Here is a 16,841-nt window from a genome sequence, read left to right as displayed (position 1 = left end):
GCGTCAGGCGTTGAAGTGGCGGTGCTGTCAGTCTAATGCGAACCGCTCTCCACACGATGCATCTCGGTCTTTGACGGCGACGTTTAGCCGACAAGCGTCCGCCACTCCGCCAGTGCGGCGGAGCGTCGCTCCCGGTAGGTTTGTCGATCGATGAGGTGGCGTTCCAGGCTGAAGTGATTGTGGACGTTGGCGTGGACAGATGCGAACTTCTGCAGCGTCTTCATCTGCCGGAAGCGCTGCATCGCCCTCTCCCGCCTTCGGAACGGCAGATGGCTATTCTCCACCCGGTTGTTCGCCCAACGACCCACCTCCTGCTTCCCGGCGTTGCCAAGCTCGTTCATGGCGGCACGGTAGCTGCGCAGCCGTCGGTGGTGATCGCCTCGGGCGAGCCGTGGCGCTTCAGCGCCTTCTTCATGAAGGCAAGCGCGGCTGCCTTGTCGCGGGTGCGGGTGACGTAGCTTTCCAGCACCTCGCCTTCATGATCCACCGCCCGTCACAGGTAGACCATCTCGCCATTCAGCTTCACGTACATTTCGTCCACGTGCCAGCGCCAGTGACGAAAGCCGCGCATCCGGCTCACCCGCTGGCGGCGGATGTCACCGGCGAACAGCGGACCGAACCTGTTCCACCACAGCCTGACCGTCTCGTGGCAGATGTCGATGCCGCGCTCGAACAGCAGGTCCTCGACGTTCCGCAGGCTGAGCGGAAACCGCACGTACATTAGCACCACCAGCCGGATCACCTCCGGCGAGGAGTTGAAGTAGCGGAACGGTGAGGCTGGCTTACGCGGGCGGGGCATGACCCCCGCCCTACCCCAGCCTCATCCGTTTACCAGCAGGTGCATTTGGTTTGACGGTGCCCGCGGGTCGGTTTGAATTGGCCGCTTGCACCCAAGGCGGAGCAGCGCGACGATAAGACATGCTGTCTCTCCTGCCGCTTCTGCTTCTTCAGGCCACCGCAACCCAGACGCCTCCGCTCGCGTCAGCGTCCAAACCGGCAGCGGTCGTGTCGAAGTGGCCGGCACGCGAGGCACAATTCACCGTCCGGGATTTTCGCTTCCGCTCGGGCGAGTCCCTGCCGGAGTTGAGCATCAACTACACGACGCTGGGATCGCCTCACCGCAACAGCAGGGGTGAGATCGACAATGCAGTGATGATCCTGCACGGCACCGGGGGCACGGGCCGCCAGTTCCTGGCGCCGCAGTTCGCGGACGAGCTTTACGGCCTTGGCCAGCCCCTGGACATCAGACGTTACTGGATCATCCTTCCCGATGCGATCGGCCACGGCAAATCGACCAAACCATCGGACGGCCTGCACATGCGCTTCCCGCGCTACGACTATAACGACATGATTGAGGCGCAATACCGACTGCTGCACGACGGGCTCGGCATCCGACGAATGCGTCTCATCATGGGAACGTCGATGGGCTGCATGCACAGCCTGGTCTGGGGCGAGACGCACCCAGACTTTGCACGCGCGCTGATGCCGCTGGCCTGCGAGCCCGTCGAGATCGCCGGCCTCAACCGGATGTGGCGCACGCTAGTGATCGATGGGATCAAGGCAGACCCGGCATGGGCTGACGGCGAATACCGGACTCCGCCTGTGCAGGGGCTCCGCACCGCCGCAAGCCTGCTGTTCGTTGCCGGTGCCGCCCCCCTCTACTTTCAGGCACAATACCCCCGGCGCGAAGCTGCCGAGGCATTTGCACGCGAGCGGGTGGCGGCATCGATCACGGGCACCGACGCGAACGACCTGATTTATCTGGTCGATGCGTCGCGTACGTACGATCCCTGGCCGCTGCTGGCAGCGATCACCACGCCCACCACCTGGGTGAACTCGGCTGATGACTTCATCAATCCGCGCAACCTTGATTATCCGCAGCGCGCGGTTGCCCGAATGAGAGATGCTCGATTTCGCCTCATCCCTGAGACGGCTGACACCCGCGGTCACGGCACCCACACCGCAGCGAGGTTCTGGAAGCAGGACTTGGTGGACCTGCTCCGACGCACTGATTAGTTTGGCGAAACGCCCCACAGCCGGAAAGCTAATCGGTGGGCAGGACTTCCCAACAGCCGACGTTTGTTCATCTTCATCACGACGGCTAGCGGTTGGCGTTGTTTAGGCGCTGAACAGTTCGAGAAAATTGTGACCGGCGCGTGGTAAACGCGCCGCCGCGGATGGAGGCGAAAGGCCCTGCCTCGGTCCTCTTTGCCTCTCGCGCGCATTAAAGGGCGAACGTGCCTGAACCCGCATCATGCCCCCTTGAAGGCGCTCCTGCTCGCTTCGGATGATCACGAGCAGAACCAGAAACCATGGATTTGCGCCACTGCTCCGTAGATACTGGTGGGTTTCAACCTTATCTTAACCGTTGAAAACATTCACAACCACTTTCTCGGTTGTAAAAGAACAAAGATTGTAAATACTGAGACAAACGTCTTGATCTTTATGTCGCTGGATGTCGCTCCTGCAGCCAGTTCTAATGGTTAATCTTCTCTAAACTTCATCCCAACCACTTAATCTTTATAATCGATTACACAGATCACTGCAAAGCACCGTTTCGGCAATGGAAATTTATTGAGCTTCGCTAGTTCTGCCGGCCGGTAGGAGTACGAAGATGATTGCCTGGTTCCGAAACAACGCCCCGATCCGCGTCAAATTCCGCGTGGTTATCGCCTTCCAGATCCTTGTCGCGGCGCTGAGCCTCAGCCTGATCTACATGGCGGCGATGTCGCCGTCTGCCGAGGTGTGGAGTATCATGCTGGGCGGCTCGGCGCTGGCGTCGTTGCCCGTTCTACTGACCTGGTACAGCGGCAAGCTGATCAGCGATCCCTACGTCACGACCGTGATGCGGATGGAAGCGCTCGCGGCAGGCGATCTCGACGCCGACATCCTGTTTTCCGACCATCGCGACTGTGTGGGGCGAATGAGCCGGGCGATGCGCGTCTTCCGGGACAATGCCGAGACGATCCGGCGCGCCACCGCGGACTCGCAGGCGATGGTCGAGGCGCTGGGCTCCGGGCTCGGACGGATGGCGTCAGGCGACCTGACGCTGCAGATCAACGCGCCGCTGCCCGAGCAGTTCGAGACGGTCCGCCACGACTTCAACGCCGCGATGGCGGCAATGGCTTCGACGCTGAACAGCGTGTCGGTGGTTGCGGACGGGATCAACAGCGGGAGCGCTGACATCCGCGCTGCGTCAGACGATCTGTCGCGCCGGACCGAGCAGCAGGCGGCGGCACTCGAGGAAACCGCCGCGGCGATGGACGAGATCACAGCCACGGTCCGCCAGACCGCCGAGGGGGCGAACAAGGCCAGCGCGCTGGTGCTGCAGGCGCGTGGTGAGGCGCATTCGTCCGGTGAGATCGTCGCGCGCGCGGTGACCGCGATGGACGGAATCGAGCGCACGTCGGTTGAGATCGGCGAGATCATCAGCGTCATCGACGGCATCGCCTTCCAGACCAACCTGCTGGCGCTCAATGCCGGCGTCGAGGCGGCGCGCGCCGGGGACGCCGGCAAGGGCTTTGCGGTCGTCGCCTCCGAGGTGCGCGCGCTGGCGCAGCGCTCGGCGGATGCGGCCAAGGACGTCAAGGCGCGGATCGCCGCCTCGACGGTGCAGGTCGAGGCCGGGGTTGAGCTGGTGAGCGCCACCGGGTCGGCGCTGCGCGGCATCATCGGCCGCGTTGAGGAGATCAACACGATCGTCTCGACGATCGCCGCCTCAGCCGAGCAGCAGGCGATCGGTCTCCAGCAGGTCAATTCCGCCATCTCCGAGATGGACGGCGTGACGCAGCAGAATGCGGCGATGGTGGAAGAGGCGACCGCGGCGACGCGCAGCCTGGCATCCGAGGCGCAAAACCTGGCAGCGGAAGTCGCGCGGTTCACGCTTGCCGAGCAGAGCGGCCGTCAGGCCGTGCCGCAGCGCCACGCTGCGAACCGGCGCCATTCAAAGCTCGCGATCGTGCACTCAGCCGCGCGAATTACTGCGCTGCGCCAGACCGCGCAGGAAGATTGGGCGTCCTTCTGATGCCGCTACAGATCCAGAAGCGATCCAGCTATATTCTCGTCCATGGCAGCGGCCTGGCGACGCTGGCCGAAGCGCAGCAGCACTTCCGTGAGCTATCGACGTTGCTGGTCGCAGAGCGCCGCACCGCGCAGGGCGTGCGCCTGATGATCGATCTGCGGAAGGCGGAGGCACATCCGCCCGAAGTCGCCGGTCATATCGAGAGAGTTTTGCCGGTGCTTTATCGCAAGAATGACCGCGTCGCGGTCGTGGTGCGCGATTCCGCCCGGAAGAACCATACGAAACGCTCGCACGATCCTCTCTACTCGGATGTCTTCCTCACGCAGGAGGCGGCCGAGGCGTATCTGGCATGATCGCCACACGTCGCCTGAAGGTCGATCACCGCCAGCAGCGGTCTTCAGAGCCGGGCGCTGACGCCGACGCGAATGCGGCGGTCGGCGGGAATGGGCGAGGAATAGACGCCTTGCGCCGCGGTCAGGTTCTCACCGGCCACATAGATCTCCGCCCGCGTCCCGACCGCACGTGTCAGCTTCGCATCAACGCTGACTGATGTTGGCACCTCGATCGAGATGAGGTTGGTATCCGGCAGGAAGCTACTCTGTTGGCTGGAGGTCGCCAGATGGGTCACCACGGCGGCCGACCATATGGCATCCGCGTAATCCGCGGTCACGTTAGCGCGGTGGCGCGGCGTCGCCGCTCTAGGGAAAAGCGCGTAATAAGCCGCATCACGGTTTGCGGGGATGTTTTCGTCGATCCGGGCAAGGCTGTAATTGGCCGACCAGCCGATCCTGGATTGAATGCGACCGCTCGCTGCCAGCTCGATACCGTGGCTGGTGTAGGCACCGACGTTCGCGAAACGGGCGACGGCTACGGGTTCGGGCGTGAACGCCACTGTCACATCGACCGCGCCTCCGGGCGAAGCGATCAACCGATCCACCCTTGTGTAGAACAAGGTGACATCCATGCGCAGCCCCGAGGCGAAGCCCTGCGAGTAGCCCGCTTCCAGACTGTCGACCTTGACGGGCGACAGGCGAGGATCGCCGACGAGGTAGACCGGTATCGGGACGTCAGGCGCAGGGATAGCGACGTGAAGACCAAGGTCGATCAGCGACGGGAGCTGCAATCCGCGCCCGCCATTGATGCGCAAGCGACCGGCGTCGGCGATCTGCACCGAACCCGCGACGTTGAAGCTGACCGGCGTTATGGTGCGGTCATAGGCCGCGACCGGGTCGATCTGCGGGGTAAGGATCGCCCCGCCCTGCTCCAGCCATAGCCTGTCGACCCGCGCCGCGCCGGTCAGCGCGACGCGGTCGGTCGGATGCAGATCGAGCATTCCGCTGAGCGCTGCGACCCTGTAGCCAATCCGCTTCGAATACAGCCGCTCGGACGATAGCTGGTTGTCGCGATATTCCACGCCGACCCGGGCGCTGCCGATCGCGCCCAGCCGCACCAGAGCGGAGCCCGCGCTGACGGAGATGCGGTTCTTCGCACGCAGGTCCGCAACGGCGCTGTACGGATCGGTGACCGGGGTGGTTATGCCATAATCGGCCTGCAGCCAGTTCGTGTAGCTGCGCGCGCTCAGGCTGCCCCACGACGTGTCATGATTGACGAGCGCGCCCAACGTCTGGTTGCGGAACCGCTGCTCGGTGAGGATCTGACTGGGAAGAAACTCGAGCTGACGGTTACCGCCAAGGCCACCGTTCAGCTCGATGGACGTCCGCGCTCCGGCCTGAACGAACAACGTCCCGCTGAGCTGGTCTGCCCCGACGCCGCGGGTAAAAGGCGGCTGGTAGAGGCGAGCCGGAATGCGGCGTTCGTCTTCCTCCTGATGCCCGGCCGACAAGCGTAAGCCGATGTCGGGGGTCAGGGGCAGTTCGGTCGTCACGCTCAGCCGCCCGTAGCCGTGCGTTCCGCCCTCAGCGCGCGCGGCAAAGCGTGTGTCGGTGCCCGAACGTTTCGTGACGATATTGACGACACCGCTCGCTGCGTTGAACCCGAACAAGGCGCTTGCCGGCCCACGCACCAGTTCGATCTGCTGGATCTCGTCGAGCTGGACCCCCAGCAGGTTCCAGTTCGTCATGCCATAATGGTCGAGATACACCTGTCGCCCGTCGACGAGCACCAGCAGCCGCGCATTATAGGTCTGCACACCACCGCGGATCGCTACGTCACTTTGACCGGCGGTCCAGCGGTTCACGTCGACGCCCACCTGCGCCTTTAGAAGATCGGGGACGTTCCTCGCCGGCGATCGCGTTATCTCGTCGCTGGTGATGATGGTGACCGAGGCAGGCGCTTCCGAAGCGCGCTGCGGCTTGCCCGTCACGCTGGTGGTGATGGGCTCGCCGAAAGCCTCGTTCAAGGCAGCATAGTCTACAATCTGCGCATCGACCCCGGCGGCAGGCGCGACCATCGCCAGTGTGGAGGTCAGCAGAATATGGAGTGGGCGCACGGATCAGATTTCCTTGACGAGCATGAGAAACGCCGAGCCAAAGCGGATCCTGCTGCGCCGCGCGGCCTCCTTGCTCACGACGATCTGTGTCTTGGCGCCTTCGGAAATGCCCACCACGCATCGACCCGCCACCACGCAGCCAGTGTCCGACGTTATCGTCAGGATCGCCTGAGCGCTGGCGGCCTCGGCAAGATCACTCTGGTAATTGTGCAGTCCGGAGGTGACGAAGGCGGCGCGAGATCCCGACAGTTGCGCCAGGTTCGACACTGGCACTCGCCGCGTGCGGATCGACGCATGTCCGCTGACCGAGCTGCGCGATAGCGCGCGCTCCATCCCGGACGCTTCGAATTCCGAATCGGCATTTCCCGCCTGATAGACGATGGCGACCGGGATGATCCCCGACGGCGCTGGCTGTACGAACGACAGCACGCGCGCCGCGACCGGCACGTTGAGCGTCGCCGACGCGGCCGGCGTGAACAGTGACAGCACGCAAACGGTGGTGATCAATAGACCTTGCTTCACGGACATTCCCATCAGTTCCAAGCCCGTGGCGCCGTGCTCGTCTGCAAACCCGATTAATCCACACCCATAAACAAAACCTGTAATCGCTGGCCTTTCGTAGCGTTCTGCGGTGACCGGGCCCGCGCGGGCGCTTGAAACGGCGTTCTTCGCATGTTGAGAGCGGCCGGCAGTCCGAGCCTTCCCGCTGCCGACCCGGTCGGTTTGCGCCTCCCGAGCTTGCAAGCGCCGCGGTCAACAAATTCCCTTGTTAACCAAATGGTGAGGCGCCCTCCGTAGGCCGTGAGCGCAACGACGGGAATTTACAGGTGCGCGCCTCTTTCATCACCATCACCAGTATCGGGATTGTGAGCCTCGCCGCCCCGACGGCGGCGGAGCTCAATGTGCCCGTCGCGACACGGGTCATTTCGTTCCTCCAGCTGCCACCCTCGGGACCGATTCAGGCCGCGATCATCTTCGCGCCCGGCAACGACGATTCGGTGGCAGAAGCGGCCGCAATCGAGCGGGCGATCGGCGCCAGCAAGGGACGCCTTCGTACCAGGCGCATCACGGCGAACGCGCTCGCCGGACTGCCCGGCGCGCAGGTCGCCTTCGTGACCGTCGGCCTGCGCGCGGAGCAGGATGAGATCGCGCAGGCGGCGACGCGCGCGCATACGGTGACGATCACCTCCGACCAGTCCTGCGTGACCTCTGGCCGGTGCGTCGTCGCGATCGCGACGAGCCCGCGGGTGCAGATCACCGTCAATCGCGCCGCCGCGCGCGCCGTCGATGCCAAGTTCGGATCGGCATTCCTGATGCTGGTCAAGGAGATTTGATGATGCGCCTATTGCGCATGGTGCTGGGCCTGGCCGTGCTCACTCCGGGCGCTCTTCCCGCGGCTGCCCAGACCGTCGATTATTCGGCCCTGGCGGGAGTGATGGGCGAGCCGGTGACCACCAGCGTCACCGGCCGGCCGCAACGTGCCTCCGAAGTGCCGGCCTCCACGGTCATCATCACCGCGGAGCAGATCGCTCGCTCGCCGGCGCATGACGTGCCAGGGTTGCTCAAGGGATATGCCGGCATCGATGTAAACCGCTGGACTGCGGGGCAAAGCGACGTCGCGGTTCGCGGCGGCGTGCAGAGCTACAATGCGCGATTGCTGGTGCTGGTCGACGGGCGCCAGGTGTATCTCGACCATTACGGCATGACGGACTGGAACCTGCTGGGCGTACCGATCGAGGATATTCAGCAGATCGAGTTGGTGCGCGGGCCCGCCAGCGCGCTCTTCGGGTTCAACGCCGCGAGCGGCGTTGTCAACATTATCACCAAGAAGCCGCACGACACGCTGGCTGCGACGGCGGTGGCCGCGATCGGCGATCACGACCGGTCCCGACTGGCCGGATCGCTGATGGTACCGATCGCGGCCGGCGTCGGCGTCAAGCTGTCCGGACAGCACATGCGCGAGGACGAGCGGCGCGTTCCCGACACGCTGCTGCCCCCCGGGCGCATCCGGGACGTGGCCGCTTCGCACGTGGCCAGCGAACTCTACGCGCGGGTCGGCCCGCTGACGGCAGCGATCGGCGGCGGTTACGCCACAAACGAGCAGATGGAGTATCTGCCCAGCCAGATCCTCTCCAACCAGAACTATCGCAGCGGCAACCTGCATGCGACCGTGTCGCGCGATACCGGCTGGGGCGGTCTGACGTTCAACGGCTTCGTCAACTGGCTCGATGCCACTTACGGGGTGGACGCGGTCAAGGACCAGCCGAAAGCCACGCTCGATATCGGCAACCGCATCGTCTCCCTCAAGGCGGCCGGACTTTATCGCTTTGGCGAGAACAACGTCTTCCGGCTGGGAAGCGAATATCGCAACAACCGGATCACCGGCGAGGCGCAGTTCGCCGACAAGGTCAGTTATGACGTGGCGTCGATCGACGAAATGCTCGACCTGCATTTCGGCGACCGTGTCGCGCTTACCACCGCAGCGCGGCTCGATCGGCTGTGGCTGAAGGTGAGCGGCGCAGTGGCGGAGCCGGCCTTCAACGATCCGCACGACTTTGATCGTGCGTTCAGCCGCGTCAGCCTCAACGCTGCGCTGCTGGTGCAGGTGGGCACGAGCGGACGGCTGCGCGTCAATGGCGGGCGCGGATACCAACTACCGTCGCTGACCACGTTCGGGGTCCGAATCCCGCTGGTGACCGCCACGCCCCTGCCCTTCCCGGTCTTCGTGGCGGGCGCGCCCGCGCTCGACCCGGTCGGCACATGGAGCGGCGAGATCGGCTACGAGCATGCGCTGGGCAGTGCGCGCCTGGATATGACCGGCTTCTACACGCGCACGGACAAGGCGATCGCATCGCCGGGCGACGGATTGCAGGACCTGCTCGAGTTCCACTTCGTGCCAGGTCCGGTGGCGGTCGCCCGCTTCCAGGTGGCCGGTGACTACGACACCTATGGCGTCGAGCTATCCGCCTCCGGCACGCGCGGCGCCGTGGTGTGGCGCAGCAACTATACGTGGACCCACACCGACGAACAGGTCGGCAGCCTGGCGGCACCGATCGCGCTGGCCTTCTCACCGCGATTTACGACACCGCAGCACAAAGCCAATTTCGAGCTCGGCTATGATGCCGGCGCGCGCTGGTACACGAGCATGCTGGCCCGCTACACCTCCACGACTCACCAGTTCGCCTTCACGACCGGACAGCAGCTCGCGCTGTTCCGCGTCCGCGATGCGCTGGGGATCGATGCGCGGCTGGGCTACCGCTTCTCTCAGCACGTTGCCGCCTATGTGGCAGCCGAAAACCTCACGCTCGCGGGCGGGGTCGCCGGCTCCCCGATCCCGGCGGATCGCCGCATTCGCGCCGGCCTGCGGCTGAGCATCTGACATGATCCCAACGCTGGCAGACTGGATCGAACGCCGCATCCGGCTCGCTGATCGCTCGCTGGCCACCAAGGTGGCGGCGACGCCGCTGCTGATGCTGGGGCTGTTCGTCGCGGTTGCGGCGCTCAGTGCAGCCGCGTTGCTGGTCGCTGATCGCAGCGTCAGCGGGATCGTCCGCGGCGACATGCACGACGTCGGGCAGCTGAATGCGATTGAGCGTCGCTTCGGCGCGAACGATTCACGCGTCTACCGTCTGCTCGTCGCGAAGGCCGCCAACCCAACCTTCGACGTCTCCCGCGATACCGCGGAGATCCAGGACGGCCTGTCGCAGGTGCGCGCCGATCTGCTCAGCTATCGCGCCGGGCACCCGACCGATCGCGACACGATCGCGCGCGCCGTTGCCGTGCTGGATCGCTACCGCGAAACCGTCGGCGTCATCACGTCGATGCTTGAGCTCGATTTCGGGAGCACCGCCGCCATGATCGCACCCTTTCGCGCCCATGCTGCGCTGGTCGAGCGACGGATCAGGCAGGTGTCCGCGGCTGGGGTTGCCCATGCCGACGCCAGCGCCGCCGAAGCGGTGTTCACCACGCGCAGCACGATTTTGCTGATCCTGATCATGTCGGCTGTGGCGATCCTGCTCGGACTGAGCTTCGCCTATGTCATAAGCCGGTCGACGGTGCGGTCGATCACCGAGATCGCCGGTGCGACCCGAGCGGTCATGAATGGTGAGGACCATCTGGACCTGTCCTCTTATCATCGACGCGACGAGTTCGGCCTGATGGTCACGGCGTTGCAAACATTCCAGACGCAGCGCGACACGGCGCGACAGCTCGAGCGACAAGCGGCGGCGTTGCGCGACGAGGCACAGGAGCGTGAGCAGCGCAACGCGGCGGCGATCCGCCACGCCGAGGAACAGGCGGAGCAGCAACGCCGCGCGATCATGGCGCAGCTCGCCAGTTCCTTCGAGGACCGGGTGGCAGGCGCAATTCGCGAAGCACAGCGCGCGATGGTGCATCTCGATCATCATGCCGAGAGCCTGTTGTCGTCGGCCGGCGCGGAGCAACAGCTCGCGCAGGATCTTGACGTGATCGCGCATCAGCTAACCAAGGAGATGCGGGAGGCGAACGAAGCGACGCAGCGAATGGCGTGCGCGTTTACCAGCATCGATACAGAAGTGGCGGGAACAAGCCGGGCAGCCCGCTCGATAAACGAACACGCGGTAAAGGCGCAGAGCGCGGTCGCGCGGACCCAGGCGCAGGCGGAATCGATCGAGCAGATCGTCGACGTGATTGAGGCGATCGCACAGCAGACGAACCTGCTCGCGCTGAACGCCACGATCGAGGCCGCACGCGCGGGGCCAGCCGGCACGGGCTTCGCGGTGGTCGCGACCGAGATCAAGTCGCTTTCCAGCCGTACGAGCATGTCCACCAATGACGCACGTGCCAAGATCGACGCGGTTCAGGAGCAGATCGTGGCGGTGGTTGATGGCACCGACAGCCTCAATAGCCTGATCGCGGACCTGGATACGGTCGCGCAGAACGTCGTCGGGATGACGCGCGGTCAAACCTCCTCGGTCCGTCACCTGGACGCTTTGCTGGAAAGCGTGCGCGAGCGTAGCCGCCGGCTGGCAGAGGCGAGCAAGCAGATCTCGTCCGCGGCGGAGGAAAACGTCGCCTCCGTCCATCGCTTCCGGGAGAACAGCCAGTTGCTCGGCAGCGCGCTGAGCCTGCTTGGCAAGGATGCACAATCGTTCACGCGAGAATTACGAGGTGGTTGACTGAAGAGCGCTCGAACGAAGAGACCCACTTGCGGTCGTTCGCGGCCTCTCTTTGGCCCCCAACTTCTGCCATCCATTCATGTTGGCAGCAGAGCAGGTGCTGAGCCTCGGCGCTGCCCGCTGCCGTTCGGCTGTCCCAAAAACGATCGAATAACGGGACGGCTTCAGGCGTCCCAGGTGGCGTCATGTGGGACTTTCCAGCCCGCGCCGATCCCGCAGTGATGCCGGGCGTTTGCCATCGGCAAGCCGATCGGTCGCGCTGGTCAGCGGAGTGGTCTGAAGAAGGCGCGTATGTCTGCGGCGAGAGCCGCCGGTTGCTCCAGCGCCGCAAAATGCCCTCCCTTGGGCATCATGCTCCAGCGCCGGACGTCGAATACGCGTTCGACCCAGCTGCGGGGAGGCATCGGCAGCTCGCGCGGAAAGACTGCCACGCCCAACGGCACCGGCACCCTTTCGCCGGCAATGAACGCCAGCGGCTCAAGCCTGTTTTCCTTGTAGAGCCGCAGGGAGGCGTCGATTGTACCGGAGAACCAGTAAAAGGCGATATTGGTGATCACCGTATCCAGCGGGATCACATCTTCAAGATTGCCATCATGGTCGCTCCAGGCATCGAACTTCTCGGCCATCCATGCGGCCAGTCCGATCGGGCTGTCGGATAGCGCATAGGCCAGGGTCTGTGGCCTGGTGCTCTGCAACGCCTCGTACGCGCCGTTCTCCGCTGCAAACGTCCTCGCGTGTTCGAGGAAGGCCAGCTCATTCGACGTAATCGGCCCGGTTTCCTCGTCTACAGGGGGAGAATAGCTGCCGGGAATATAATTGACGTGGATGCCGGTCAGCGCCTCTGGCCACTGCCGTGCAAGCCACATAGACACTCCCGCGCCAATGTCGCCGCCATGCGCGCCATAGCGACTATAGCCCAAACCGGCCATCAGCTTCGCCCACAAGCCTGCAATGGTCTTGGCGCTCACGCCGGTTGAAGATGGTGCCTGGCTCAGCCCGTATCCCGGCAGCGATGGTATGACCACGTCGAACGCATCCACGGCCTCGCCCCCATGGGCTGCAGGATCGGTGAGGAGCGGCAGCATCTGCTCCATCTCAATGAAGGATCCCGGCCATCCATGGGTCAGGATGAGCGGCATGGGTGCGGGGCCGACACCGCGCTGATGTACGTAATGAAGGTTCAGCCCATCGATGCGGGAGATGAACTGGGGAAGCCGGTTCAACCGTGTTTCCACCGCACGCCAATCGAAGCCATCGATCCATCGATCCGCCAGACGCCGTATCAGCCTCAGGCTCGTGCCGTCGTCGCTGCTGTCCGGATCGATGGGATTGACGAGGCGCGCCGCGATCAGGCGACGTTTCAGGTCGGTCAGCGCCGCATCCGTGATCGCGATCCGATACGCCTGTGGTGCCATCGTCATTCCTCCTCGTTTCAGAAGAAATCCGGTCCTCGGTCCATCCGATGCCTTCCCATGTGCGATCAGAAACCCGCGCTGCCCAGCACGGCTCGCTGTCCCGTAAGGAAGCTTGCGAGCGTCGTCGCTGGTCGACCGGTCATCCGCTCAACCTCCCCGGTCGTGCGATCCTCGGCCCCGGTCGCGATCGTCTCGTCCATCAGAGCCAGCGTCGTCGCATAATCCTCGGGCAGGCCGAAGGCAGTGTAGCGAGCCGCCAGTTCCCGTGTCGTCAGGCGACAGTGCCGCACCGGCCGCCCGATCACCTCGGTGATCGCGGACGCCACCTCGTCGTAGCTCATCGCTTCGGGTCCGGTCAGCACATGGTCGCCGGAAGGCGGAACCAAATCGCATAGCGCCGCGACCGCCACGGCCGCAATGTCAGCGGCATCGATGAACGGCACGCGTCCGTCCGCCGTCGCGGAGTAGATGCACCCGTCCTCCAAAATCGACGGCAGATGCTGCGTCGTCAGATTCTGCATGAACCAGCTTGGGCGCAGCACCGTCCAGCGCGACGTATGGGCATCGAGCCAGCCGTGAACCTCTCCCATCATCGGGCCATTTCGATCGAGCGACGAAGCGCTGAGCAGCACCAGTCGCCCGGGCACTCGCGCCACCGCCCGTTCCAGAAAGGGGCGCATCGCGGCAAGATGGTCGATCCGGTCGGTCGGGGCCACGAGATAGACCGATGATACGCCATCCAACGCCGCGTCATGGGTGGTATCGTCCGCCCAGTCGAACCGGACCTGATCGGCGGAGAAGGGTCGCCGGGTCGCGCTCCGCGCATCGATCCCACGCCAAACAAGCCCGTCCGCAACCAACCGCCCCGTCTTGCCGGTGCCGCCCGTCACCAACACACGATCAGCCATGGTCGGCCTCCAAAGCGCCAAAAGCATCGACTGGCGCCGATCCCTTGACGGCGCGCAACACGACAAGCGGGTTCCAGTAGTCGCGGTAATGTGTGATCCGCCCCCCTACCGTGCGGATTACAGATATGTATCGCTGGTCATAGGGTTCGCCGGTCGCCACACCGCGTCCGAACCCCTCGAACTCGATGACGACCAGATCGGGATCGGTCGATGGATGCACGATGGCTGTTCCCATGCGGTCGAACACGATCATGCCGCCGATGCGCTCGAGATGCGCAGCGATGGCGGCGCGACCCTCCAGCTTCGTCGGCATGCCTGCGGGCGCATAGGGAAATTCCATCACGCCGTCGTCGGCCATCATCTCGACGAAGCCGTTCGCATCGGGATCGATCCGTCCGCCCAGCGCATCACGCAACAGGGACGAGAAGCTTTGAATGTTTTCGGTCATAGACTACCTCGAAACGGATGGAACGCGACTGTTCCGGCCATAATTGGGAAATCCACGATGGAACGCAACCGTTCCGGCGATAGAAAGTCAGTGTCGCGCGTGCCAAGCGGTGCGGCTGTCATGCGGGTCACCGTCACCGACGCACTGGCGCGGTCCTTTTTCCAGGAATGGGCACGCACGGGCTATTCAGGACTTAGCCTGGAGCGCGTCGCGCGTTCGGCAAGCGTTGGGAAGGCCGCGCTCTATCGGCGCTGGCCCGACAAGGCCGCGATGGCCAGCGATCTGCTGTCCCGTGTCGGCCTGACGATCACGGATGTCGGTGCGCAGGGATCGCTGGAGGACGATCTGAAGGCAGTCCTCTTCGCTATCCGCCGGGCACTCCGTCATCGCCAGATAAAGTGCATCCTTCTGGACCTTCATGCGGAGATGGAGCGGACCCCGGCGCTCGAACGGGCGATACGGCCGTTCCAGCACATGCGCCGGGCGCGGATCGACGGCTTGATCGACCGGGCGATCGCGCGGGGCGAAATCAAGCCATCGATTGATCGCGAAACGGCAGCAGACTTCATCGCCGCACCGCTCTACTGGCGTATGGCGGTGCTGGGCGGTCGGTCGGATCGCGCGCATGTCGAAGGGCTTGCCCGCATGATCGCATCCGCCCTCCGAACCTGAGGACCACCCGGCCTTCCGGAACCGCTGAAATTGGGATCGGGCATCGCCCGCAGCCGCCAACTCTGCCGCTTCGACGCCGTCAAGCCGGCGCGAGGGGGGTGGCGAACTCCAGTCGAATGCCGCCCGGGATGAAGACGAGAAAGTGCCGGGTAGCGGAGCCGGGCTGCATCGGTTCGGGGGCCACGTCGACCACGACATCGGAATGCGCACCCATCCTTGCCCACGCCGCGTCCAGAGCGGCATCGTCTGCGACCGCCAGCGACAGATGGTGCAGTCCGATGTTCGCCCGGCGGTCAAAGGGACGCGCCACGGACGGGTCGGCAGCACGCCACAGCGTGAGAAGGATCCGCCCGTCCGACACGAAGATGGCAGGATAGTCCGGCTTGCCGCCGACCACGTCGAAGCCCAGCACGTCGCAGAAGAACGCACGCGCCTGTTCGAGATCGGGCACGGTAAGCCCCACATGGTGAACACCGATCGTCAGTTTGTCAGTCATGGTCATGATCCTTCCACAGCGGAAATCCGGGCGCGAAGACGCGCGATCTCTTCGTGAAGCGGTTGCGTGGCCGCCTCGATCTGGGCGTCCGTGAAGCGGGGGGGTGATGTGTTGCGGGCAGTTCCAGTCGAACCCGACGATGTCGATCATGAATGCCCGTTCGCCCTTGGCCGCATATCCCGGCGGCATCAGCGCGATGACCTGTTCGGGATCGTCGCTCGTGCGAGCATGGCCGATCAGCTTCAGCCTGCGCCTTGCCGGATAGTCCATCAGGAACAGGCATACCCGATCGTCGCGCGCGACATTCGCTATCGACAGGAACTGCCGATTGCCCTGATAGTCGGCGAAGCCGATCCTATTGCCGGACAACCGCCGCAAGAATCCCGGTGGCCCTCCGCGATGCTGCACATAGGGCCAACCATCTTCGCTGATGCTGGCCATGTAGAAGCTATCGCGCAGGGCGATAAAGTCGGCTTCCCGGTCGGTTAGAACGTCCGTCTCGCCCGCTTGCGCCTCCATCCGCGCATAGGATGCGCGCGAGCCGTCAAGGGCCTGCAAGGCTCGCGACCCCGGACCGAACATGGTCTTCAGGAAAGTTTGTGCCATAAAAAGAATGCCTCCTCGGCGCTGTCGGACCGGCGATCGGCAAGACCCGGCCCCCGCAAGCTCGTGAGGCAGGATCGGACCACGCGGTTGCGCGCCATCGTTGTTCAACCGCTGCGATCAAGGGCGTCCAGCAGCGACGATCGAAGCCGATCGACGACCCGTGCAAAGGCCGCTTCATCGCCGAGCGCGCGGGTCAGGACGATCGCCCCCTGGATTCCGGATATCGCCTCTTCGGCGTGTTCCACAGCCAAAGCCGGCGGAACGCTTCCCCGTTCGAGGCACCGGGCCACAGCCCCGATCCAGCGTGCGAAATACTGCCTCACCCTCGCCGCGAAGACTTCCCCTGCGGCGTTCAGACCAAGGCTGCCGATGATGCAGACCCGCCGGCCGGACTGGAAGTAGGCGCTGACCACATCGAACATCAACCCGATGGCCTTTGCCGGGCTGGAGATATCCTCCAGCGGCCGAAAGATCGCGTCGGCGAACCAGCGGTCGATGTCGTCGAGTACCGCCGCCATCATCTCTTCCTTCCCACCGGGGAAAAAGTTGTAGAGGCTGCCTTTGCCCAGCCCCGTCGCCTTTGAGAGCACGGCCAGGCTCGCGCCGTCATAGCCATGCTCGCGAAAGGCCTCGGCGAGCGCGGGCAACGCGCTTTCGCGATCGGTGAGAA

Annotated in this window: 14 protein-coding genes and 1 pseudogene; 7 read left to right on the top strand and 8 right to left on the bottom strand. The window is 64.4% G+C overall.

The window, feature by feature from the left end:
- Window positions 1-83: 83 nt before the first annotated feature.
- Window positions 84-799, bottom strand: a pseudogene (locus PGN16_RS16650) (IS6 family transposase).
- Between the two features lie 119 nt (window positions 800-918).
- Here PGN16_RS16650 and PGN16_RS16645 point away from each other — a divergent pair.
- From PGN16_RS16645 to PGN16_RS16635, 3 genes are all read left to right on the top strand, one after another.
- A complete protein-coding gene (locus PGN16_RS16645) occupies window positions 919-2,016 on the top strand; it encodes an alpha/beta fold hydrolase (RefSeq protein WP_335310493.1) in 1,098 nt (365 codons plus the stop codon).
- Between the two features lie 598 nt (window positions 2,017-2,614).
- Entirely contained in the window at window positions 2,615-4,024 is a 1,410-nt protein-coding gene (locus PGN16_RS16640; RefSeq protein WP_335310492.1) for a methyl-accepting chemotaxis protein, read from the top strand.
- The gene (locus PGN16_RS16635; RefSeq protein WP_335310491.1) at window positions 4,024-4,374 is read left to right on the top strand and encodes a hypothetical protein; all 351 of its coding nucleotides are present in this window, start codon (window positions 4,024-4,026) and stop codon (window positions 4,372-4,374) included. The genes PGN16_RS16640 and PGN16_RS16635 overlap by 1 nt, the downstream gene beginning before the upstream one ends.
- A 44-nt stretch (window positions 4,375-4,418) precedes the next feature.
- Here PGN16_RS16635 and PGN16_RS16630 read toward each other — a convergent pair whose 3' ends face one another.
- Together PGN16_RS16630 and PGN16_RS16625 are read right to left on the bottom strand one after the other, a co-directional pair.
- A complete protein-coding gene (locus PGN16_RS16630; RefSeq protein ID WP_335310490.1) occupies window positions 4,419-6,470 on the bottom strand; it encodes a TonB-dependent receptor plug domain-containing protein in 2,052 nt (683 codons plus the stop codon).
- 3 nt (window positions 6,471-6,473) lie between these two features.
- The gene (locus tag PGN16_RS16625; RefSeq protein ID WP_335310489.1) at window positions 6,474-7,004 is read right to left on the bottom strand and encodes a YfiR/HmsC family protein; all 531 of its coding nucleotides are present in this window, start codon (window positions 7,002-7,004) and stop codon (window positions 6,474-6,476) included.
- 293 nt (window positions 7,005-7,297) lie between these two features.
- Between PGN16_RS16625 and PGN16_RS16620 the strand changes: the two genes are divergently transcribed.
- From PGN16_RS16620 to PGN16_RS16610, 3 genes are read left to right on the top strand one after another with little or no spacing between them, the layout of a single operon-like run.
- Window positions 7,298-7,804 (top strand): YfiR/HmsC family protein, encoded by a 507-nt coding sequence (locus PGN16_RS16620; RefSeq protein ID WP_335310488.1) that lies wholly within the window; start codon window positions 7,298-7,300, stop codon window positions 7,802-7,804.
- Window positions 7,804-9,849, top strand: a complete 2,046-nt coding sequence (locus PGN16_RS16615; protein WP_335310487.1) for a TonB-dependent receptor plug domain-containing protein — start codon at window positions 7,804-7,806, stop codon at window positions 9,847-9,849. The genes PGN16_RS16620 and PGN16_RS16615 overlap by 1 nt, the downstream gene beginning before the upstream one ends.
- A 1-nt stretch (window position 9,850) precedes the next feature.
- The gene (locus PGN16_RS16610; protein WP_335310486.1) at window positions 9,851-11,626 is read left to right on the top strand and encodes a methyl-accepting chemotaxis protein; all 1,776 of its coding nucleotides are present in this window, start codon (window positions 9,851-9,853) and stop codon (window positions 11,624-11,626) included.
- 263 nt (window positions 11,627-11,889) lie between these two features.
- On the opposite strand, the gene PGN16_RS16605 is transcribed toward PGN16_RS16610, so the two are convergent.
- From PGN16_RS16605 to PGN16_RS16595, 3 genes are all read right to left on the bottom strand, one after another.
- A complete protein-coding gene (locus tag PGN16_RS16605) occupies window positions 11,890-13,041 on the bottom strand; it encodes an epoxide hydrolase family protein (protein ID WP_335310485.1) in 1,152 nt (383 codons plus the stop codon).
- Window positions 13,042-13,106: 65 nt separating this feature from the next.
- Entirely contained in the window at window positions 13,107-13,949 is an 843-nt protein-coding gene (locus PGN16_RS16600) for an NmrA family NAD(P)-binding protein (protein WP_335310484.1), read from the bottom strand.
- Window positions 13,942-14,364: a nuclear transport factor 2 family protein gene (locus tag PGN16_RS16595; RefSeq protein WP_335310483.1), complete on the bottom strand. Its 423-nt coding sequence runs from the start codon at window positions 14,362-14,364 to the stop codon at window positions 13,942-13,944. The genes PGN16_RS16600 and PGN16_RS16595 overlap by 8 nt, the downstream gene beginning before the upstream one ends.
- Window positions 14,365-14,517: 153 nt before the next feature.
- Between PGN16_RS16595 and PGN16_RS16590 the strand changes: the two genes are divergently transcribed.
- On the top strand, window positions 14,518-15,069 hold the full coding sequence (locus tag PGN16_RS16590) for a TetR/AcrR family transcriptional regulator (protein WP_335310482.1): 552 nt from the start codon (window positions 14,518-14,520) through the stop codon (window positions 15,067-15,069).
- Between the two features lie 79 nt (window positions 15,070-15,148).
- Here PGN16_RS16590 and PGN16_RS16585 read toward each other — a convergent pair whose 3' ends face one another.
- Together PGN16_RS16585 and PGN16_RS16580 are read right to left on the bottom strand one after the other, a co-directional pair.
- Window positions 15,149-16,171 carry a VOC family protein gene (locus PGN16_RS16585; RefSeq protein WP_335310481.1) on the bottom strand — a complete coding sequence of 341 codons (1,023 nt, stop codon included), beginning with the start codon at window positions 16,169-16,171 and terminating at the stop codon, window positions 15,149-15,151.
- A 104-nt stretch (window positions 16,172-16,275) separates the two neighbouring features.
- Window positions 16,276-16,818 carry a TetR/AcrR family transcriptional regulator gene (locus PGN16_RS16580; protein ID WP_335310480.1) on the bottom strand — a complete coding sequence of 181 codons (543 nt, stop codon included), beginning with the start codon at window positions 16,816-16,818 and terminating at the stop codon, window positions 16,276-16,278.
- Between the last annotated feature and the right edge of the window lie 23 nt (window positions 16,819-16,841).

It is taken from the genome of Sphingomonas phyllosphaerae, from assembly GCF_036946485.1.
Classification (GTDB): domain Bacteria; phylum Pseudomonadota; class Alphaproteobacteria; order Sphingomonadales; family Sphingomonadaceae; genus Sphingomonas; species Sphingomonas phyllosphaerae_E.
Note: the sequence above shows the minus strand (reverse complement) of the source record. Positions and strands in the feature narration are given on the sequence as shown.

Bases quoted from the DNA above. Each gene is read 5' to 3' on its own strand.
- PGN16_RS16625 (WP_335310489.1), bottom strand. From the start codon at position 7,004: ATGGGAATGTCCGTGAAGCAAGGTCTATTGATCACCACCGTTTGCGTG.
- PGN16_RS16585 (WP_335310481.1), bottom strand. From the start codon at position 16,171: ATGGCACAAACTTTCCTGAAGACCATGTTCGGTCCGGGGTCGCGAGCC.
- PGN16_RS16605 (WP_335310485.1), bottom strand. From the start codon at position 13,041: ATGGCACCACAGGCGTATCGGATCGCGATCACGGATGCGGCGCTGACC.
- PGN16_RS16640 (WP_335310492.1), top strand. From the start codon at position 2,615: ATGATTGCCTGGTTCCGAAACAACGCCCCGATCCGCGTCAAATTCCGC.
- PGN16_RS16635 (WP_335310491.1), top strand. From the start codon at position 4,024: ATGCCGCTACAGATCCAGAAGCGATCCAGCTATATTCTCGTCCATGGC.
- PGN16_RS16610 (WP_335310486.1), top strand. From the start codon at position 9,851: ATGATCCCAACGCTGGCAGACTGGATCGAACGCCGCATCCGGCTCGCT.
- PGN16_RS16615 (WP_335310487.1), top strand. From the start codon at position 7,804: ATGATGCGCCTATTGCGCATGGTGCTGGGCCTGGCCGTGCTCACTCCG.
- PGN16_RS16590 (WP_335310482.1), top strand. From the start codon at position 14,518: ATGCGGGTCACCGTCACCGACGCACTGGCGCGGTCCTTTTTCCAGGAA.
- PGN16_RS16645 (WP_335310493.1), top strand. From the start codon at position 919: ATGCTGTCTCTCCTGCCGCTTCTGCTTCTTCAGGCCACCGCAACCCAG.
- PGN16_RS16600 (WP_335310484.1), bottom strand. From the start codon at position 13,949: ATGGCTGATCGTGTGTTGGTGACGGGCGGCACCGGCAAGACGGGGCGG.